Below are 16,223 nucleotides of genomic sequence, written 5' to 3' on the forward strand. Positions count from 1 at the left end.
TGAGCCGGTCACCCAGCAACTGTGCTGCCCTGCTGGCAGGATGGCGGTGTGGAACCGACGCTTGCTGATGTGCTGGCTGTGCTCGACGAGCTGTACAACCCTGCCTGGGCAGAGAGTTGGGACGCGGTCGGCCTGGTGACCGGCGATCCGAGCCAGCCGGTCAAGAAAGTCCTCTTCGCCGTCGACCCGATGCGGGTCGTGGTCGACGAGTCGATCGAGGGCGGCTTCGACCTGCTGGTCACCCACCACCCGCTGCTGCTCAAAGGCGTGAACAGCGTCGCGGCGACCACACCCAAGGGCAAGGTCGTCCACGACCTCATCAAGAGCAGCACCGCGCTCCACGTCTGTCACACCAACGCCGACAACGCGAGCCCCGGCGTGAGCGACGCCCTAGCGAGGAAGCTCAACCTCCAGGACACCCGCCCCTTGAAGGCCCTCCCGCAGGACCCCATGGACAAGGTCGTCGTCTATATCCCGATCGACGACACCCAGAAGCTCATCGACGCCCTCGCAGCAGCCGGCGCAGGCCAGGTAGCCGGCTACGACCGTGCCGCGTGGACCTCAACAGGAGAGGGCACATTCCGTCCGCTCGACGGCGCGAAGCCCACGGTCGGCACAATCGGTGAGATCGAGATCGTCCCCGAATCCCGTGTCGAGATGGTTCTGCCGCGCCACCGCCGTCGCGCGATCGTCGAAGCACTCAAGTCCGTCCATCCTTACGAAGAGCCCGCCTTCGACATCTTCGAGATGGCCTCGCTTCCCAGCAGCCTCGGTGGCGGCCGGATCGGCGTACTGAAGCAACCGCTGACCCTCGAAGAGTTCGCCGCAACAGTCGCCACCAACCTCCCGCGGACGCACCACGGCGTACGGGTCTCCGGCGATCCCACCAGGCGGATCGAGAGCGTCGCGGTGGTCGGGGGAGCGGGCGACACCGAGTTCGAGCGGGTCCGCGCGGCACGCGTTGACGCCTATGTCACCGCTGACCTGCGGCACCATCCGGCGACCGAGGCTCGCGCGTACGACGAGGGCCCGGCGCTGGTCGACGTCGCCCACTGGGCCAGCGAATGGCCGTGGCTGGAGGACGCCGAACGACTCGTCGCCGCGGGCCTCGCGGAGCGAGGCTTCACCATCGACACCACTGTCTCGACGATCTGCACCGACGCCTGGACCGCCCACTACTGAGAAGACCACGCAGGCAGAGCCGGCTGGACTAGACCCGAACGGCTCTAGGGTGGCGCCCATGAATCTGCGCCTGGGGCCCGTCGCGCTCGTGCTGGCCGGTCTGCTGCTGTCGGCCTGCGGACCCGCCAAGGAGCCGAAGGCGAGCCCACAGCCGACCGGTACGCCGAGCAGCCTGCCGTCAGTTGCGCACCCGAAAGCTGCGGTTCCGAAGGACCGCGACCTCGCCAGGGTCGTCTCGACGCTGACCGGGATCGACGCGTGCAGGCTGCTCGATCCCGCCAAGGCGCCGACCCTCGGCAAGGCGCAGGGCCGCAACCAGGCGATCCTTCGCAGAGCCAGTCCGCACGAGTGCCAGATCGAGGGCCGGAACGCCTTCGTCCGGGCCCAGCTCGGCGACTGGAGCGACTGGAGCAGACGGTTCGAGTTGGAGATCGGCGAGATCCGCGGCGTCAGGATCTACCGCCAGCGCTTCGACAACGAGTGCACGGTCTGGATGCCGGTGTCCTTCGTCTATTCGATCCGCTTCTTCAGCTCCACGAGGTTCAAGATGCCCGGCACCGTGTGCCAGGAGCCCGATGCCTTCGCGGCCGCGGCCGTCCAGGTGCTGACCAAGGCGGGAGCTCCGGCCCGCGTGCCGCTGGCGGGCTGGAGCGGTTGCGCCGTACTGAGCGCGATCGTCGGTCAGCCGATCGAATCGCTGGAACTCGGCGGCGCTTCATCGGACTTCGTCGACGGCTGCACCGGCAAGACGGCGAGCCTCGGCATCTGGTACGGCACCGGGCTGAAGTCGGCCAAGAAAACGGTGCGGATCGGCGGCCGGACGGTCGCCGTCGACGAGTACAAGCAGTGCAACCTGACGTGGGATCAAGGCCCCTCCGGACAGCCGGCTCCCTACGACCGGATCCGGGTCGATCTCAACGCCCAGACCTGCGCCGCGGGACAGCAGTTGGTCAAGAAGGCCCAGACACTGCTCGCCGGTCCGGCGCCGAAGCGGGCTTCAGCGCAGTACCCGCTGTACCTGCGCGCGGACGAGCCCGACTCCCATCGGCCGGGCGCCTGCGTGGACCTGGACCACGACGACCGGACTCTATGTCAGCCGTACGTGCCGGTGGATGCGCCGAAGGGGGCGGCGGAGGTCCTCCGCCGAGTGCAGGCCGATCCCAATGTGGTCTGCGCGATCAGCACGGCCGCTGTCGGGAAACTCCTCGGAGCCGGCCTACGGCCGGTGACCACAGAGGGCCAGAGCTGCTCCTACGTAGAACAGTCACATCGCCTCAAGGTCGTCCTGGGCGTCAGTAACCAGTCCTCGCTGGCCTACCAGTCGGACGTCCAGTCCCGGAAGATCGCCGGTCGCGAGGCGAAGTTCGCGGACCGCGGGACGGAGAAGGTGCTCGTGGTGGACTGTGGGCAGGCCGTCTTTCTCGAGCTGGTCTTCGCCTTCTCGAAAGGTCGCGGCGGTCAGCTCGACACGGCGCGGCCGAAGGATCCCGAGCCGCTGGCCACGGAGATCGTGAACCAGTTCTTCTGACTACAGGCAGGCGGCCTGCTGCCTTGCTAAGGCGGGGCAGTACCGTAGACACTCACATCTCTACGCTCTGCACAGACGCCCTGGAAGCTGCGGCTCTGACTGTGCGGCAGTCAAAAACACAACTGAACTGATCTAAGGAGCCGACCCTGAACGCCGAGCCCGCCGTCCAACGCCGGTTGCTGGACCTGCAGGATCTCGATCTGCAGCTGGATCAGGTCGCGCACAAGCGCAAGTCACTGCCCGAGCACCAGGCACTGACCGAGCTCCAGGCCGAGAAGTCCGTGGTCGACCGCGAGCTGGTCACCGCCGACACCGAGGTCAGTGACCTGCAGCGCGAGCAGAAGAAGGCCGACAGCGATGTCGACCAGGTCCGCCAGCGCAAGGCCCGCAACCAGCAGCGCCTCGACTCCGGTCAGGTCACCTCGCCGCGCGACCTGGAGAACCTGCAGCACGAGATCGGTTCGCTCGACCGCCGGATCTCCGACCTCGAGGACGCCGAGCTCGAGGTGATGGAGAAGCTGGAGGCCGCCGAGGCGGTCCAGGCCGACCTGCAGGCCCGGGCCGACGCGTTCGCGGGCCGGCAGACCGAGCTGGAGGGCACCCGCGACGCGGCGACCAAGGAGCTCGACGAGCAGCGCGCCGTCGTTGCCGAGAAGCGGGCCGCCATCGCAGCAGAGCTGCCCGGCGACCTGCTCACGACGTACCAGAAGTTGCGGGAACGCAACGGCGGGATCGGTGCCGCCCCGCTGGTCGGCAAGCGCTGCATGGGTTGCCGGATGGAGCTCGCGCCCTCCGATCTGAGCGCGATCAAGGCCGCCGCGCCCGACGCCGTGGTGCGCTGTGAGGAGTGCGGCCGGATCCTGGTCCGTACTTCGGAGAGCGCGGTATGACCTATACGCACGTCATCGTCGAAGCCGACGGTGGATCACGGGGCAACCCCGGCCCGGCCTCGTACGGCGCGTTGGTGCGTGACCCGGTCACCGGTCAGGTGATCGCCCAGGCCGGGGTGACGATCGGGATCGCGACCAACAACGTCGCGGAGTACAGCGGCCTGATCGCCGGGCTGGAACTGGCCGCCGAGTACGCGCCGAACGCCTCGATCGAGGTGCGGATGGACTCCAAGCTGGTGATCGAGCAGATGGCCGGCCGGTGGAAGATCAAGCACCCGGACATGAAGCCGCTGGCGATGAAGGCGCAGTCGCTCGCGCCGTTCGGCACCGAGTGGACCTGGGTGCCGCGGGCGCAGAACGCGGCCGCCGATGCGCTGGCGAACATGGCGCTGGACGGAAAGCCGGTGCCGCTCCACCCGACTGAAGCGGCTCCTGCGACGGCCGCCGTACCGGTTGAAGCGACCGACCAGCAGAAGGCGATGCGGGGTTGGGGTGCGCAGACCGAGCCGCCGACGCAGCTGATCTTCCTGCGGCACGGCGAGACGCCGCACACCGTGGACAAGCGGTTCTCGGGTTCCGGCGGAGCCGATCCGGCGCTGAGCGCGACCGGGGTGGCGCAGGCAGCGGCTGCCGCGCAGTACCTGTCGAGGATCGGTGGGGTCGACGCGGTGATCTCGTCGCCGATGCTGCGGGCGCGGCAGACCGCCGATGCGGTGGCCGGGGCGCTCGGGCTCGACGTGGTCGTGAACGACGCGTGGATCGAGTGCTCGTTCGGTGAATGGGACGGGTTCACGTTCGCCGAGGTGCAGGAGAAGTGGCCCGAGCAGCTCAACGCCTGGATGGAGTCGACCTCGGTCGCACCGCCCGGTGGCGAGTCGTTCGACGCGTGTGCCCGGCGGGCCAGGTCCGCGCGCGACTCGGTGCTGGCGGCGTATCCGGGCAAGACGGTCGTCGTCGTCACCCACGTGACGCCGATCAAGCTGATGGTCCGCGGCGTCCTGCAGGCCCCGATGACCTCGCTCTTCCGGATGGAACTCCGGCCGGCCACCATCACCGAAATCCACTGGTACGCCGACGGTCTGGCGTCCTTGAAGTCCTTCAACATCCAGCCCGCACTAGTCTGACCCCTACAACCCGCTACAACGGGGTGGCGGGCTGAGTGGACGGAGTAGTCGGGTGCCGTTGCAAAGGGTGCATTTCGCCGAGGAAGTTCCGGAGGTGTTCCGGGCGGCGCTGTCGAACATTCGGCGCGAGCTCGACGTACCGGCGGAGTTTCCGGCCGAGGTGGTTCAGGCTGCGCTGACGGCGGCCGCGAACCCCCGGCTGCCCGAGCTCGACCGGACCGAGATCGAGTTCGTCACGATCGATCCGCCGGACTCGATGGACCTCGACCAGGCGCTGCACATCGAGCGCAACGGCGACGGCTACACCGTGCACTACGCGATCGCCGATGTCGCGGCGTTCGTGCAGCCCGGCGACCCGATCGACGTCGAGGCACGCAAGCGCGGCGAGACCCTGTACGCGCCGGACAAGCGGACACCTTTGCATCCGCCGGAGCTCTCCGAGGGTGCTGCGTCGTTGTTGCCCGACCAGGTGCGGCCCGCGCTGCTCTGGACGATCCAGGTCGACGCTTCCGGTGAAGGCACCGACGTCACGTGCGAGCGCGCGCTGGTGAAGTCGCGCGCCAAGCTGAACTACGCCGGCGTACAGAAGGACCTCGATGCCGGTACGGCGTCGGAGTCGCTCCAGCTGCTGCGCGAGGTCGGCAAGTTGCGCGAGCAGCGCGAACTCGAACGAGGCGGCGTCAACCTGCCAATCCCGGACCAGGAAGTTGTCACCGGCAACGGTGAATGGAGTCTCGAGTTCCGCGCGCCGCTGCCGGTCGAAGGCTGGAACGCGCAGATCTCGCTGCTCACCGGGATGGGCGCCGCGCATCTGATGATGTACGGCGAGATCGGCATCCTGCGCACGCTGCCGGAGTCCCACGACGACCTTCGCCGCAAGCTGGAGAACACGGCGAAGGCACTGGGCATCCCGTGGCCCGTCGGTACGTCGTACGCGCAGTTCATCCACGGCCTCGACCCGAAGGTGCCCGCCCATGCGGCGATGCTCGCGGCGTGCACGGTGTTGTTCCGCGGCGCCGGTTACACGTCGTTCTCGGGCGGTGTGCCCGAGCAGCCGGAGCACGCGGCGATGAAGTCGGAGTACGCACATGTGACCGCGCCGCTGCGCCGGCTGGTGGATCGCTGGACCGGCGAGATCTGCGTGGCGTTGTGCGCGGACCAGCCGGTGCCGGACTGGGTCCGCGAGTCGATGGACGAGATCCCGAAGATCATGGACGAGAGCGATCGCAAGGCGCACGCGTACGAGCGGGCGATCGTGTCGATGGTCGAGGCCGGGCTGGTCGCCGAGCAGGTCGGGTCGGAGTTCGACGGCGTGATCACCGACGTCGATGACCGCGAGCAGACCCGCGGCATCGTCGCCCTCTCGACGATCGCGATCGAGGGCCGGGTGACCGGATCCAGTGTTCTGCCGCTCGGCCAGCCGGTCCGCGTAAAACTCACCCAGGCCGACATCGCCGCCGGGACAGTGGCGTTTGAGCTAGTCAGCTAGGTACTTCTCGACGGCCGCGGTGGTGCGGTCGGTGTCGCCGGTGGCGAGGAGATCCAGCAGCGCTCCTCGCAACATCGCCAGTACGCCGGTACGCCGTGCTTCGCCGCGGCCGGTCGATCGCTCGCGCTTGGGCTGAGCCGATGCGAGCAGTTCGAGCCAGTCCTCCACCGTCGAACGGGCATAGTCGCCCCACGGCCCATCCGGAGCGACGAGAGATCGCCCGTACGCCTCCACCCAGAGCTTCAGCAGCGGCCGGCGCTCCTTCGCGGCCAGCCAGGTCCACAATTCCCTGGCGATCACCTCGAGCCCGGGCGCCTCGTCGTACCGGTCCTCGATCTGCTTGAGGAGTTCGAGCTCGTCGCTGCGACTGCGGGCGAGCAACGCGCGGATCAATCCGTCCTTGCTGCCGAACAGGAAGAGCAGGACCCGGGGGCTCGATCCGATCGCGGTCGCGAGTGGTCGCAGCGACAGATCCGCCAGCCCGTGGGTGAGCGAGTACTGGTAGGCGCGCTCCAGCAGCTCGGTCTCCCGGGCAGAGGGGGCTGGTTTCGTCGTGGACACCCGACTAGTATCACTCACTGAAACACTCGTGTCAGTAGATTGGGTGGTGTTGGTGGAGATCAGGAAACTTGACCGGCCCGGCGACCTCGGCTGGGTGCTGCAGGCACATGGTGAGCTCTACGCCGCGGAGTACGGGTGGGGGCTGGATTACGAGGGGTTGGTGGCGCGGATCGTGGCCGACTTCGCGGAGAACTTCGACCCTTCGCTCGAGGCCGGGTGGATCGCGGAGCAGGACGGCGTACGGGTCGGGTCGGTGTTCTGTGTCCGCGGACCGGATGCGGCGACGGCGAAACTGCGGTTGCTGCTGGTGGATCCGGCGGCGCGTGGGCGAGGGCTTGGCGGGAAGCTGGTGGACACCTGCCTCGACTTCGCGCGGGCGGCCGGCTACAAGCGGATGGTGCTTTGGACCAACGATCCGTTGGTTGCCGCGCGCAACATTTATCTGAAGCGTGGCTTCGTACTGACGTCCGAGGAGCCGCACACGCTCTTCGGCGAAGGCCTACTGAGCCAGACCTACGAACTGGATCTGGCTGAGTAGGCGTCGCCGGGCGTCAGAGACCGCGGGCGAAGTCCCCGATCAGGCCCGGGACCGCACTGTCGAACCCGGACACGTCGAGCATGCCCGGATCGTCCGGATGCGCGATCGTGCTGCCGGTCGCCGTCATCGCGACGACGACCAGCCGGGCATCGATCCCGGTCTCCCGCCGGTACTGCGCGAGCGCCTGGTGCGGATGAATCTCGCCGTACCAGGTCTCGTTGTCGGTGTAAATTGCGAACATGTCGACCTCGAGCTTGTGCCGTAGTGCGTGCTGCATCGGCAGCGAACAGTCGGTACCACCGAACGGCAGGTCCGACACCGCCCGGATCGCATCGTCGAGCCGCTGCCGCGGACTGATCGCCAGCGACGTCAGCCCCGTCTGCCGGTAGCTCGAACCGCTGGTGAAACCGACCAGCTCGTACGCCGGTTCGGTCGCCGCTGTCACCAGTGCCAACGCGGCCGACGCCTCCCGGCACGTCAACGGCAACCCCGACACCGGGAACGTCATCGAACCGGACACGTCCAGCGCGAGCATCATCCGCCGCCCGGCCGGCTCCACCGCCCCGAAGGCCGTGTAGAACGCCGCGTCGAGCGCATCCACGATCGGCTGCGAGGGAGCCCATTCGCCTGTACTGCGGGCGCCCTTGCCCGAGGAATAGGTGCGCTGGGCAACCAACACGTTGATCGGATGAACCCGTGCCTTCCGCAACCGCTCCGGATCCTGCAACTGGGCGGCGACCTTCGCCGTCCAGTCACCGAGCGGCGACAGCAGCCCCAGCCGGGTCAGGCGGGGGAGCTGGCGCATCAGCGCGGTCTGCGGCATCCCGTTCGCGAGCAGCGCCTCCCAGACCGCGGGCTCGTTGACGAACCGATCCGGGATCATCTCCCAGGACAGCCCTCGGTTCAGCGTGACGAGGTCAGCGGCCTCGGTGACCGACGTCGCCGCCTGCAGCCGTTCGAACGCGACGATCAGCGGTACGCCGGTCAGCTCGGCACCTCGACCGTGGATCCAGTCGAAGAGCTCGCGCCGTGCCGGTTCGGTCGTCTTCGGGTGCGACAGCCGCAACAGGTCCGCATGCGTCCAGCCGTCCCGCTGCCGGTACTTGAGTGCCTGGTAGGCCACGTCGTCGACGGTGCGCCGCGGATCAACGTACCAGTTGCCGATTGCCCGCCGCGTGCCCCGACCCCAACCGCCGAACTGCTGCAGGTAACCCGCGAACTGGAACAGGTGCGTTCCGGTCCGGGCCACCAACGGAACCGCGGCGAGGGCAGCCTTGCGGCCGTCGTCGTCGCCGAGCTTCGCCGCCGCTGCCAACGTGAACAGAGCCGGGTTCTGCTTCGGCGCACGACCCGCCGTCGAGATCGCGAGCACCTCGGCGACCACCTCGGTGGTGCGCGTCCGGGCCAGCTCGAGAACGAGTCCCGCGTTCTTCCGGGTCAGTTCGCGTTCGCCGGTGTAGTAGGTGCCGCCGGTCGACCCGAGGGTGAGGAAGCGTCGGAGCCGGGCGAGATCGTCCGGTACGAAGGTGTAGCCGCCCGCGTCGTTCTGCTGCTGACGAGGGTCGGCGGGCTCGGTCTGCGGTGTCTGCCGGGTGCTGATGAGGGCTAGTGGATCGGACATTCCTTGTCTCCCGTGGTCATGCCGACGGCCCGGGTGGACGTGTTGTGCCGACCGGAAGCGGCTCTAACCAGCTGAGCTACACCGGACCGAGGTCCGATGGCGGGACTCGAACCCGCAACCTGCCCATTAAGAGTGGTAACCGATCAACTCCGGCCCACCCGGGCCGTCGTTCTGAGCAAGACTGTAAGCCGTTACAGCTCGCGCGGTCCAAGCATTTACGTTCCGGTGACGACGGCAACTATCGTTGTATTGCAGGGAAATGCACCTTGCTCCACTTGGTCGAAGATCGCGTACATCATCTTGGCGACGTAGACCCACTCCGGACGGAAGCCATGGCGGGCTTCGAGGTCGTCGGTGAAGTGATCGAGCTTCGGGGTGCGCTTCGCGTATCCACCGAAGTGGTAATCGAGTTCGAGCTTCCAGTTGCTGGTGGCCCGGCCGAAAGCCTGGATCTGAAGCTCGGCGATCTCCTTTTCGAGATAGCCGGCACCTTTGAGCACCGGCACACCGATGGCTTGCTGGTTCTCTGCGAGACCACTCGCAATCCCCGCCATGGTGCCGCCGGTGCCAACCGCGCAGAAGATCACATCGAAGGGCTCCTGCAACTCCGCGACCAACTCCGAACAGCCGCGCACAGCCTCAGCATTGCTACCTCCTTCCGGAAGGAGGTAGAAGTCGCCGAATTCCTCGCGGAGCCGAGCTTCCTGGGAAGCCTTGGCGCGGTAGGTGGTCCGGTCCAGGTAGCTGAGGTGCATTCCGCGGCTGACGGCGTACGCGAGTGAAGGGTTGAGGGGGAGGTGCTCCTCGCCGCGGATGACGCCGATGGTGTGGAAGCCCGCGTAGTACCCGGCGGCCGCGGTCGCACGAATGTGATTCGAGTAGGCCCCGCCGAAGGTCAGCAGGGTGTCGTGGCCCTGATCCCCAGCCGCAGCGAGGTTGTACTTGAGCTTCCGCCACTTGTTGCCCGGCAGCTCCGGATGAATCAGATCGTCGCGCTTCAGGAAGACCCGTACGCCGGACAGCCGGTCATCCTCGAGCTCCACCAACGGCGACGGCAGGAGGAGCCCAGGGATCATGCTCGACAGAATAGTGAAGGTGCCTGACGTGTTCGCCCGCCCCAACTGTCCGGTCGACGTGCGCACCTGTGGGCACGCCTCCGGCCAGGTCATCAGCCAACGAGCTGGCCAGCCAAGCGCGTCAGCTCGGTCAGCAACGGGCATCCGCCGCAGCCGGTCCAGCAAGAACCGATGTCCAGAGACATCACAGAGAACCGATTTGAAACTGAGAGTATTCGAACATAGTATCGATTCATGAGCAGCTTTCCGGGTGGTGAACCAGCAGACGGGCCGCGCCGTGCGGTGCCGCTTGGTCGCGCGCCGCTGGGTTCGGCATGGAAGTCTGCTGGGCGGCCGCGCCGGGAGAGTCTGCTGCGTCATGACATCGCCGACGATCCCGACCAGGGAATCGCGCTGTACGACGCGCTCGCCTCCCAGAAGACCACCGGTTTGTCTGCTGATGAATGGGCCGATCGGCTCGAAGCGATCGAACGGACCAAGGCGCGGCTGGCCGCCTGGGAAGCCGAAGGGATCGCCGGTTTCGACGACGCCCTGCATGGGGTGTCGGCCGATCTCGGGCACCGTCACCCCGAGCCGGGCGACCGCCCCGCAATCCCAGGCGAACGCCGCTGGGTCGCCGGGGACCTGCGCTCGGTCTCTGATGAGATCGCGTTGATCCTCAACCTGCCCAAGCCACATGCCACGGCCCGGATCCACACCGCGTGCGAACTCGTCCACAACTTCGCCGCCACCCTGCACGCATTGCACCAAGGCTGGTTGACCGAGCGGGCCGCCCTCACCATCGTCCGAGAACTATCGGTCCTGGATGACCTCAATGATCTCCGCGCTGCCGAGGCTAAGGTCTTGGCCTGGGCCCGCACGCATGTGTTGACCGAGATCAAAAAAGAGTGTCAACGCGAAGCCGCCCGCCGGTCCCAAGCTGCCAGCGACAAGCGTCACCAACGCGCCCATGATGAACGTTCTGTGCGGATGATCCCCGACGGCGACGGCCGCGCCTTGCTGATCCTTGACCAGGACGCTGTCGACGCGGCCGCAGTGAAAACCAGTCTGTCGCGTGCGGCGACCCGCGCCCGCCGCAACGGCGATCCGCGCAGCACCGACCAGCTCTGCGCCGACATCGCCCTGAGCCGTCTTCTCCGACGCGCCAAGAGCGCGACCCCAGCCTCTGTCGCCGACGAACCGGTCGACAACACCAGCTCCCCAACGTTCGGTGACCCCTATGGCGACGAACCACCGGTCGCCGACGAACCATCCAACGAGTGTGATTCCGAACCGGTTGACGACAGCTCGATGATCGACCGCTCGGATGACGGCCACGCGGACGGCTTCCGCAGCGATCACCGTGAAGATCTCCGCATTGATCACGGTGGTGACCTCGGTGCGGCCCCTGCTGAGCATGATCCTGAGCGCGTGGACGAGGCGTCGATAGGGGCCGAGGCTCTCGTGGTGATTCACGCGACCGGTGCCGAGCTGGACGCTTTGATCAACGGGGAAGAGGCAACCGGCGGAGAAGCCGACCACCACGGCCCCATCCCGCAAAGCTCCCTCCGCAAGCACCTCATCAAAGCCCTCGCCCAAGACCTCCAGCCGAACCTCCCCACCACACCCAACAGGCCCCACCCCGGCGCAACCGCCCGCCGCCCTCGCACCAACACCCCGGCGCAGGACCCCCACCCCACCAATGCCCGCGCCAGCCTCGGCACTGGCACTGGCATCGGCATCGGCACAACCCACCAGGCCACTGGCGGGTGCGCCGGCGATGGCGCATCCTCCGGTGGACGGGTATCGATCGAGGTTCAGATCACCGATCGGCCACCACCCAGCGATCCCGACCGATATACGCCGTCAGCTGCATTGGACAGGTATGTCCGGTGGCGGGATCGCACCTGCCAGTTCCCCGGCTGCAGGCAGCCGGCAGAATTCGCCGACCTCGACCACCGGATCCCGTTCGCCGCCGGTGGGCCTACGACCGCAGCCAACCTGTGGTGCCTGTGCCGTCACCACCACCGCCTCAAGCACGAAGGCGGCTGGCAGATCCACCCCAATCCAGACGGCAGCTGGACCTGGACCAGCCCCACCGGCCGCCACTACCGCAACAACCCCACCATCTACCACCCACCATCGAGCCCAACCGGGTAGTGAACGGGCCGGTCGTGTAAGCCGGATTCTGTAGTCGGCGATCATCTATCTACGGTGACCGTTGCCGGGCACCTCTAGCGGCCTACCCGCGAGCTCGGGCGGGCAGCCCTCGAACGCTCGCGCAGACGGCGGTTGCCCGTCGCCCTTCTTGGCCTTGCTCCACGTGGGGTTTACCGAGCCTCCCCAGTCACCTGGGGAGCTGGTGGTCTCTTACACCACCGTTTCACCCTCACCCGCACTCCGATGAACCACGGGGTCCATCGAAGCCGCTGGCGGTCTGTTCTCTGTGGCACTGTCCCGCGGGTTGCCCCGGGTGGGCGTTACCCACCACGCTGCCCTGTGGAGTCCGGACTTTCCTCGGCGATCATCGGGCCACCGCGCAACCGCGGCACTACCGACAACCGACGCGATCGCCCGACCGACCCGTTCACGACCCAGGATAAGCCCTCACCGGCGCTGCTGATGCCACGCGATCCGCTGGTAGGCAGGTGCTGAGCCTGGTGCTCGTGGCAGGGTGCTATTCCGCGGTCGCGACGCTGGCCGCGACTTCCGGCCAACGGCCGTCCTCGCCGCGCTCGTAGACGCGCACGTCCACGACGGCGTCGAGGTTCAGCGGACCATACAGATGCGGGAACGAGATCCCCACGGCATCAAGGTCCTCGTCGCACAACGCGGAGACCAACAACTCGACATCAATCACCAGCAACCGCAGCGACCCGCTGACGTCGCCATAAAACGAGTTGGCGACCATCGCCACCTGCTCGGCATAGGAGCAGTGAATAAACGCAGCCCCGTCATCAAGCGACTGCCCCCGAGTCGACCACCGATAGCTACCTGCGGCCTTGGCGGCTTCCCACTGATCCGCAAACGCGATGTGAAAGATCGTCGGCATGCGCAGAAGATTATCGGCGTCGCCCGCCAACTGTGTGCAGCGGCGCGAGATGCGCAAAATCTCTACGTCACGACCGCAAGAATTTGGCGAAGAGTTGGGATGGTTGCTCAATGAAGTCTTGACGCGACGCTTCGGGGCGGGAAAGATCCGATGTCTACCTGTGGTCCTCTCCGCCCCCAGGCCATGGGTCCGCCCTAGCGTTCAGGTGAGATCCGATGCACACCCTCCTGCGCTCGCCCCTGCCCAAAATCAGATCCCACGGCAGGTCCAGCCCCCGGCCCAGAACCCGCCCAAGAGCTCTGCCCAGAATCGCCCTCAGTCTCGCGGTGCTGGCGACCGCCATCGCCATGGCCGACCCGCCCGCCACCGCGAGCCCACTCGCCGCCTCCACCACCTCCGCCGCCTCGACCACCGCTCCCTCCTCGAGCACCGCCGCCTCCGCCACCGCGGCGGGGCCGGCGGCGATTGCTGCGGCGGGGACCACCGCTTGGCAGAACGGCGCCTTCGTCGTCGATACTCCGAATCTCGTTCGTCGGGCGGATGTGGTTCTTCAGCGGGCGAATGCGGCGCCTGGTGAGTCGCTTCCGTTGGGGAATGGTGCGCTCGGCGCGGCTGTTTGGGCCGCCGGCGGGTTCACCGCTCAGCTCAATCGCACCGACACCTTCCCCGACCGGAAGTCCCTCGGCCAGCTGGTGATCCCGGGGCTGGCCCGGCTCACGTCCGCGGCTGACTTCAGCGGCACGCTCGACCTGTACGACGGGATGCTCCGGCAATCCGGTGGCGGTATGACGTTGACCGCCTTCGTCCGGGCCGACACCCAGCAACTCGTCGTCGACGTCACCGGCGCCGACCCGAACAGCAGCCAGACCGCCCAGGTGAAACTCTGGTCCGGCCGTTCGCCCCAAGCCAGGGCATCCGGCGCGGTTGCCGCGCTCGCCGAGACCTGGGTCGACAACAACGGCGCCGGTGCGTCGGGCAGGACCTTCGGCTCGCTTGCCGGCCTCACCGCCGGCGGTCGCAATGTCGTCGCGTCGACCCCGAACAACCTCACCGGCCAGGTCACCTTGCAGCCGAACACCGATGGTTCGTTCCGGATCGTCGTCGCCGCCCCGACCTGGGCAGGTGGTGACTCCATCGCCACAACCAACAACGTGCTGAACGGCGCAGCGACCCGCCCACAGAACGAAGTACGGGATGCGCATTTGCAGTGGTGGCACAACTACTGGGCCTCCGCGGGACTGATCAAGCTCAGCTCGGCCGACGGGACTGGTGACTACGTCGAGAACCTGCGCACCATCTTCCTGTACGCGAGTGCCGCCCAGAGCCGCGGCGTACTGCCCGGATCCCAAGCAGGTGTCGCCGACCTATTCACGTTCTCCCAGGACAAGCGGGACTGGTACCCATCCGGCTACTGGTTCTGGAACCTGCGAATGCAAGTCGCAGCCAACCTGTCAGCAGGCCTGCCAAGTCTCAATGATCCGATGTTCCGCCTCTATCAGGACAACATCGACGCGATCGCGTCCTGGACCTCCGCGCACATGCCAGGCCGCCAAGGTCTGTGCGTTCCGGAGACGATGAGGTTCAACGGCAACGGGACCTACAACGGCGGCACCGGCAACTCTTCCTGCGACCAGGCCAGCTCGCCGAGCTACAACGCGCTCACCGTGACGACGGGTGCCGAGATCGGGCTCTGGGTCTGGGAGCACTACCGGATGACCGACGACCAGGCGTTCCTGACGGCGCACTACTCGCTGATCAAGGGTGCCGCGCAGTTCCTGCTGTCGCACGCGACCACCGGCGCGGACGGCAAGCTGCACACCCAGTCGAACGCCCACGAGACCCAGTGGAACGTCACCGACCCGACGACCGACATCGCCGCGATGCAGGCGTTCTTCCCGGTGGCGGTCAAGGCGGCGCAGAACCAGGGCGACACCGCGCTGGTCAGCCAACTCAACGCGGCGATCCCGAAGCTCCAAACCCTGCCGCGCACCGACACCGCGACCCAGACGCAGCTGCTCACACCGGCGAACGATGCCAACGGCAACACGATGATCGGTCTCTCCACCCAGCCGACCGCCGAGCGGCACAACGGTGAGAACATCGGCCTGGAAGCCGTCTGGCCGTACAACCTGATCGGCGACAACTCCGCGCTGACGGCGCTCGGTCGGCGTACCTACACCTCGCGGAGTTACATCAACAACGCCGACTGGACCTACGACCCGCTGCAGGCGGCCAGGCTGGGCCTCGGTTCTGAAGTCAAGACCACCCTTCTCAACGCCATCCGGCAGTACCAGGTCTACCCCTCCGGCATGGCGAGCTTCACGGCGCAGCAAGCCTCCGAGCCTTACATCGAGCAGCTCGGCGTTCTGGCGGCAACCGTTCCCGAAGCGCTCGCCCAGGACTACGACGGTCTCCTGAGAATCGCGCCGGCATGGCCTTCGGACTGGACCGGCGAGGGCACCGTTGCCATCGGCCACAAGTCCAAGGTGCACGTCCAGATCACCGCCGGTACGCCGACCACGGTGGCCATCACCTCCGGCGCCAACCAGCAACTCGCCGTCCGAAGCCCGTGGCCAGGCCAGAGCGTGACCGTGCTCGACGGGCAGACCCGGGCGACGGTCGTGGCACCGCAGGTCAACGCGACCTTCACGATCCCGGCCCAGGCCGGCCGGTCCTACCTGGTGGAGAAGACCGGCTCGGCCGTACAACCCTTCCAGGCCTTGTCCGGTACGCCGGCAACGACCGCGAAGCGCTACGACAAGGCAACCATCGGCCTGCCCAAAGCAACCGGGACAGGAACCGTCAGTCTCAAAGCGCATGCCAACGGCAAGTACGTCACCGCGGTCACCGGTACGCCGTTGATCGCCGACGCCACCTCGATCGGTACGGCGCAACAGTTCGAGATGGCCGACCTCGGTGGCGGCAACGTGTCGCTGCGGGCCAAGTCCAACAACCTCCTCGTCGCGGCCGACAACGCCGGCGCGGCACCACTGCTGGCCAAGAACACCGCGGTGGGTTCGTGGGAGACCTTCCAGCTGATCCGCAACGGTGACGGCTCGGTCAGCTTCCGGGCCCAGGTCAACAACCAGCTCGTCTGTGCGGAGAACGCCGGCGCGGCTGCCCTGATCGCCAATCGAACGGCGATCGGTCCCTGGGAATCATTCGACCTGATCAACAACTGAA

The 16,223-nt window shown here is 67.1% G+C and carries 12 protein-coding genes and 1 other RNA gene; 8 read left to right on the forward strand and 5 right to left on the reverse strand.

The features are described 5' to 3' along the window. The first annotated feature begins 48 nt into the window (after nt 1-48). The 5 genes from ABZ004_RS01780 (at nt 49) to ABZ004_RS01800 (ending at nt 6,213) form a co-directional block, all read left to right on the forward strand. The gene (locus tag ABZ004_RS01780; protein ID WP_355677850.1) at nt 49-1,182 is read left to right on the forward strand and encodes a Nif3-like dinuclear metal center hexameric protein; all 1,134 of its coding nucleotides are present in this window, start codon (nt 49-51) and stop codon (nt 1,180-1,182) included. Between the two features lie 58 nt (nt 1,183-1,240). Then, entirely contained in the window at nt 1,241-2,710 is a 1,470-nt protein-coding gene (locus ABZ004_RS01785) for a hypothetical protein (protein ID WP_355677851.1), read from the forward strand. Nucleotides 2,711-2,886: 176 nt separating this feature from the next. Next, nucleotides 2,887-3,600 (forward strand): C4-type zinc ribbon domain-containing protein, encoded by a 714-nt coding sequence (locus ABZ004_RS01790; protein WP_355677852.1) that lies wholly within the window; start codon nt 2,887-2,889, stop codon nt 3,598-3,600. Then, nucleotides 3,597-4,724 (forward strand): bifunctional RNase H/acid phosphatase, encoded by a 1,128-nt coding sequence (locus ABZ004_RS01795; protein WP_355677853.1) that lies wholly within the window; start codon nt 3,597-3,599, stop codon nt 4,722-4,724. Before ABZ004_RS01790 ends, ABZ004_RS01795 begins: the two co-directional genes overlap by 4 nt. Before the next feature lie 52 nt (nt 4,725-4,776). After that, entirely contained in the window at nt 4,777-6,213 is a 1,437-nt protein-coding gene (locus ABZ004_RS01800) for an RNB domain-containing ribonuclease (protein ID WP_355677854.1), read from the forward strand. Here ABZ004_RS01800 and ABZ004_RS01805 read toward each other — a convergent pair. Continuing rightward, the gene (locus tag ABZ004_RS01805) at nt 6,202-6,774 is read right to left on the reverse strand and encodes a TetR/AcrR family transcriptional regulator (protein WP_355677855.1); all 573 of its coding nucleotides are present in this window, start codon (nt 6,772-6,774) and stop codon (nt 6,202-6,204) included. The two genes, ABZ004_RS01800 and ABZ004_RS01805, sit on opposite strands and share 12 nt — an antisense overlap. A 52-nt stretch (nt 6,775-6,826) precedes the next feature. Between ABZ004_RS01805 and ABZ004_RS01810 the strand changes: the two genes are divergently transcribed. Beyond that, a complete protein-coding gene (locus ABZ004_RS01810; protein ID WP_355677856.1) occupies nt 6,827-7,312 on the forward strand; it encodes a GNAT family N-acetyltransferase in 486 nt (161 codons plus the stop codon). A 13-nt stretch (nt 7,313-7,325) separates the two neighbouring features. Here the strand turns inward: ABZ004_RS01810 and ABZ004_RS01815 are convergent, their stop codons facing one another. Continuing rightward, nucleotides 7,326-8,933 carry a TROVE domain-containing protein gene (locus tag ABZ004_RS01815; protein WP_355677857.1) on the reverse strand — a complete coding sequence of 536 codons (1,608 nt, stop codon included), beginning with the start codon at nt 8,931-8,933 and terminating at the stop codon, nt 7,326-7,328. Nucleotides 8,934-9,148: 215 nt separating this feature from the next. Beyond that, on the reverse strand, nt 9,149-10,009 hold the full coding sequence (locus ABZ004_RS01820) for a pyridoxal-phosphate dependent enzyme (protein WP_355677858.1): 861 nt from the start codon (nt 10,007-10,009) through the stop codon (nt 9,149-9,151). Between the two features lie 234 nt (nt 10,010-10,243). Here ABZ004_RS01820 and ABZ004_RS01825 point away from each other — a divergent pair, with 234 nt between their 5' ends. Beyond that, a complete protein-coding gene (locus tag ABZ004_RS01825) occupies nt 10,244-12,148 on the forward strand; it encodes a DUF222 domain-containing protein (protein ID WP_355677859.1) in 1,905 nt (634 codons plus the stop codon). Here ABZ004_RS01825 and rnpB read toward each other — a convergent pair. Together rnpB and ABZ004_RS01835 are read right to left on the reverse strand one after the other, a co-directional pair. Further along, nucleotides 12,149-12,574: RNase P RNA component class A (gene rnpB, locus ABZ004_RS01830), an RNA gene on the reverse strand. It lies immediately after the preceding gene. Between the two features lie 91 nt (nt 12,575-12,665). Then, entirely contained in the window at nt 12,666-13,040 is a 375-nt protein-coding gene (locus ABZ004_RS01835; protein ID WP_355677860.1) for a DUF952 domain-containing protein, read from the reverse strand. Nucleotides 13,041-13,366: 326 nt separating this feature from the next. Here ABZ004_RS01835 and ABZ004_RS01840 point away from each other — a divergent pair, with 326 nt between their 5' ends. Beyond that, the gene (locus ABZ004_RS01840; RefSeq protein ID WP_355677861.1) at nt 13,367-16,222 is read left to right on the forward strand and encodes a hypothetical protein; all 2,856 of its coding nucleotides are present in this window, start codon (nt 13,367-13,369) and stop codon (nt 16,220-16,222) included. The last annotated feature ends 1 nt before the right edge of the window (nt 16,223 follow it).

Source organism: Kribbella sp. NPDC006257 (assembly GCF_040613535.1).
GTDB lineage: Bacteria > Actinomycetota > Actinomycetes > Propionibacteriales > Kribbellaceae > Kribbella.

Coding starts and splice junctions, on each gene's coding strand:
- ABZ004_RS01785 (WP_355677851.1), top strand. CDS start 1,241: ATGAATCTGCGCCTGGGGCCCGTCGCGCTCGTGCTGGCCGGTCTGCTG.
- ABZ004_RS01795 (WP_355677853.1), top strand. CDS start 3,597: ATGACCTATACGCACGTCATCGTCGAAGCCGACGGTGGATCACGGGGC.
- ABZ004_RS01815 (WP_355677857.1), bottom strand. CDS start 8,933: ATGTCCGATCCACTAGCCCTCATCAGCACCCGGCAGACACCGCAGACC.
- ABZ004_RS01820 (WP_355677858.1), bottom strand. CDS start 10,009: ATGATCCCTGGGCTCCTCCTGCCGTCGCCGTTGGTGGAGCTCGAGGAT.
- ABZ004_RS01825 (WP_355677859.1), top strand. CDS start 10,244: ATGAGCAGCTTTCCGGGTGGTGAACCAGCAGACGGGCCGCGCCGTGCG.
- ABZ004_RS01835 (WP_355677860.1), bottom strand. CDS start 13,040: ATGCCGACGATCTTTCACATCGCGTTTGCGGATCAGTGGGAAGCCGCC.